Source organism: Erwinia sp., from assembly GCF_031978025.1.
In the GTDB taxonomy this organism is placed as follows: Bacteria; Pseudomonadota; Gammaproteobacteria; order Enterobacterales; family Enterobacteriaceae; genus Erwinia.
In genome coordinates, this window is record NZ_DALZCD010000372.1 from 1 (window position 1) to 3,261 (window position 3,261).

The 3,261-nt window shown below is 45.0% G+C and carries 2 protein-coding genes; one reads left to right on the forward strand and one right to left on the reverse strand.

The annotated features are described in order from the left end of the window. Positions 1–578 precede the first annotated feature (578 nt). Positions 579–938, reverse strand: a complete 360-nt coding sequence (locus RTK32_RS20385; RefSeq protein ID WP_312047137.1) for a DUF6404 family protein — start codon at positions 936–938, stop codon at positions 579–581. 768 nt (positions 939–1,706) lie between these two features. On the opposite strand from RTK32_RS20385, the gene RTK32_RS20390 reads away from it, so the two are divergent. After that, the gene (locus RTK32_RS20390) at positions 1,707–1,979 is read left to right on the forward strand and encodes a hypothetical protein (RefSeq protein WP_312047139.1); all 273 of its coding nucleotides are present in this window, start codon (positions 1,707–1,709) and stop codon (positions 1,977–1,979) included. The last annotated feature ends 1,282 nt before the right edge of the window (positions 1,980–3,261 follow it).

The window sequence follows — 3,261 nt, forward strand, 5'->3', positions numbered from 1 at the left end:
TGTGCTTTGTGCTTTGTGCTTTGTGCTTTGTGCTTTGTGCTTTGTGCTTTGTGCTCCTGCTTCCGGATTTGAAAGGGAGAAAAATGGGTAAAGGTCGCAGCTGTCGTTTTTGTAAATACAAAATGAAATCTTAGCCGCCCGAATATGGATTTTTATCAGGCCTGATGGTGATAAAGCGGCCGCGCTTAAGCATATGCTGGTATACGGTCATGCTGCAGAGCCTGAACGGGTTCTGGCTAAAAGCAGAGTTGACGGCAGGTAAGAAGGGAGCAAAAGAACGGCCAGCTATTTAAGGTGGGGATAATGTCTTGCTAAGACCCACATTTCACCTGAAAAATTGGCTCATTGGCTCATTTGCTCATTGGCTCATTGGCTCATTGGCTCATTGGCTCAATGGCTCACTGGCTTAATGGCTCAACCGGCCTTTCTGATGGCGATTTTATACAATTGATGGCCCGCGTAGGTATGTTATACGGACTGATTTGAAAGGGTTCATTGGTCCGCGCCAGGGCAAGTAAAAAACCCACTTCTGCAGTGGGCTTTTTAATCACGACTCGTGATTAGCCGTCAAGGGTGGGTCAAATTTCGTTCCATGCCGGAAGATGATTGGCTTTTCCTCGCCATTGTTCGAGCGTTGCCATAATCAGACCCGCGATCACCCCTACGGTAACGATAGTCACTACGGCAGAAAATAAGTATTCCCGCTCCGCTTTCCAAAAAACAAACCACATCACCGTGCCCCAGAAAGGCGTATTTATACCCGTAAAGCAAAGAAAATTTCCCCAGAAAGAAGAGAAGGGTGGGGGCGCGACATTAAACCCCAATCGCCATAAAAAAATGTGGCAGGGAGGAGCGTAGAGGCTGGGCCACATCCCTTTTTTTTCCATGATATATATTGCACGATTTTTTTTACGTTCAAACATCACATTATTTTTCATCGACATAGCCCCCGGCAGTTTACTCTATTATCTAATTGTAGTGTTCGGGCTAAGAAGGGTTTTATTTTTAGGATTAATTACTAATTTAAGGGCCGGCGAAAAAAATATTTCTGATTCTAATTTTCTATCTGGTATCAGCCCACTTTATGATTTTATTATCTGTTATTTTGTCCAGGTAAGGCGTCACATGTACAAAGCCAGCCTCAATCACCAGCGTGAGGCAGGCGGAAAAAATCAGAACCAGTAATACTTTACCAGTAGCCGTAAAATTTCCTTTTAAGGGTGCACAGAATTTTTTTGGCCAATTAGCCTTACGAAATAATAACCTGAGTCGATATATTTGGGCGTATGTTAACTTAATCAGGCTGTGTGGACATACAGTAAAAATTAATCTGGATGAGAAATCCCGCATTCAGCTCCGCATGGGGGCGGATACAAGAGGAACACCATGCCGCATCACTGTGAAATCTCCAGCGTTAAAAATCCCCCTGAGCCGCTTCTAAAACCCTTAAAGCAATAGATCGGTTTTCAGGTAGAGCATCGGAACAAGACAGATCGAATCTGCCCCGGTGAAGCGCTTAGGTGTGGTCATCCAACCAACCTGCCTCATTGGCGTGGTAAGTGTAATTATATCAAAAGGTTAAATTAAAAATCGCTCGCCTGCATACGGCGGGTCTCGTAGCCAGTTGGGTCAATGCAGATTTTACCTATCTCAGTAAGAACCTGTACCGCCTGGATAATTTGCCTCACTCTGCAAATAATCAGGGCATGACTATATATCGCGTGAGAGTGGGTTTTCATAACCCTTCGGCCCTGACGTTCAGGCAACTTGATGAAATTTTAGAGCAGCAAAGGTTCTGGAGAACAGGATCGCGCAGCGCTACGTTTCGTTATTTTATGGAATATGAATATGAATCAGAGGTCCGGGATCTTTGTGAGGTTTGTGAGCTGGCGTATTCTCAGGCCTGCAAGGTCAAAAAGCGCCCATTGGTGATGGTTGTCGTTAATGCGCCAGAGAAACAGGTACCTGTCAGGCCTTAAAGCTAACAATCTGAATGCTATTTATTGCGTACGCGCAGCGCGCGGGTAAAGTCATCAGTTATAAACTTTACCCGCTTTACCCCAATGGTTCCCCGTTTAATCTGCTGCTCTCCAGGCTGGGATGCAGCCTCAAACATGAGATAAGAGCGCTTACTCACGCCGACAGCGTTATTTCTTAAAGAGACGCAAACGGACAAAAATCCCTGAATGCGAGCAGGCTGGCTGACACAACTGTTGCAAATATTTTTATTGCAGCAGGCGTAACGTTTGATTTCTTACGCATGTGGGGTGGGTATTTATAAAGATAATCAGTTGGGTATAAAAAATAAAACCCTGCATGCCTTTTTAAAAATTCGCACATCCAATTATTGATGTGTAGCTTTATGTTAAGCGGATCGGTTCATGCATTTGCAAAATAATAACGACTGTCTGGTTTTAATGGTGCAACATGGCATTCCCGGTTAAATATAAATCCGGTTGTCACTTAACTAATGAAATTTATATTGGCGGAGTAATGATGGCCGGGCATCGTGGCAGTTGTGGAAAGTTTGCGGAAGACCATAAGAGCGTTTCTGAGATGGGAAACAAGAGAACAGAACGGCAAAGGGGATTTTGCTAACGGTCGTGAAAAGCATCAGAAGCAAGAGATAAAGGTGGTAAGAAGAGCCATAGCGCTGGACGGAAGTTTGAACAGAAACGCACGGCAAGTTGCCTGGTACGCCAGCTCCGGCTGTGAGTACCGGGGTTAATTTTATTGCCGACAGATAATGTTGCTGTTTTACCTACTTTCCCGAAAGTAAACTGATTATCCCTTCTTGCGCTTCCGTCTACTTTTTGCCTTTGTCTTCCTGTTTACGATACCCACCCTGGCATTTTTCCTGAACGTAAAAACACGCCACGGGCAGCGTTTATTAAATTAAATCATTGATTTATGAAAAATATCAGGCGGATGGGGCGCGTTACCGCTGTCCAGAGCAGCCATAGCAGGCAGTAATATAGCAACGCAGCCAGTACCGTGCCCTTTATAATGCCTTTCCGGTAAGCGATAGAAGGGATACTTTGTGGCTGATAGCAGTAGAGGGGATATTTCATAATGCCCTCGCGTCGTGGCAGAAAAGACTCGCTAACTGTCAGCGCGTTGATATCCAATAAGCGCGCGGGACAATGCGACCTTCTTTTCCCTACTTAAGAGGATGAATAAATACCTCTTTCAGCGCGCGGCAGCCTCAGCTCTTTAGCATAAACAGTCGCCGGGGCAACATAAAATAAAGCAGAAATAGCC

Coding starts and splice junctions, on each gene's coding strand:
- RTK32_RS20385 (WP_312047137.1), bottom strand. CDS start 938: ATGAAAAATAATGTGATGTTTGAACGTAAAAAAAATCGTGCAATATAT.
- RTK32_RS20390 (WP_312047139.1), top strand. CDS start 1,707: ATGACTATATATCGCGTGAGAGTGGGTTTTCATAACCCTTCGGCCCTG.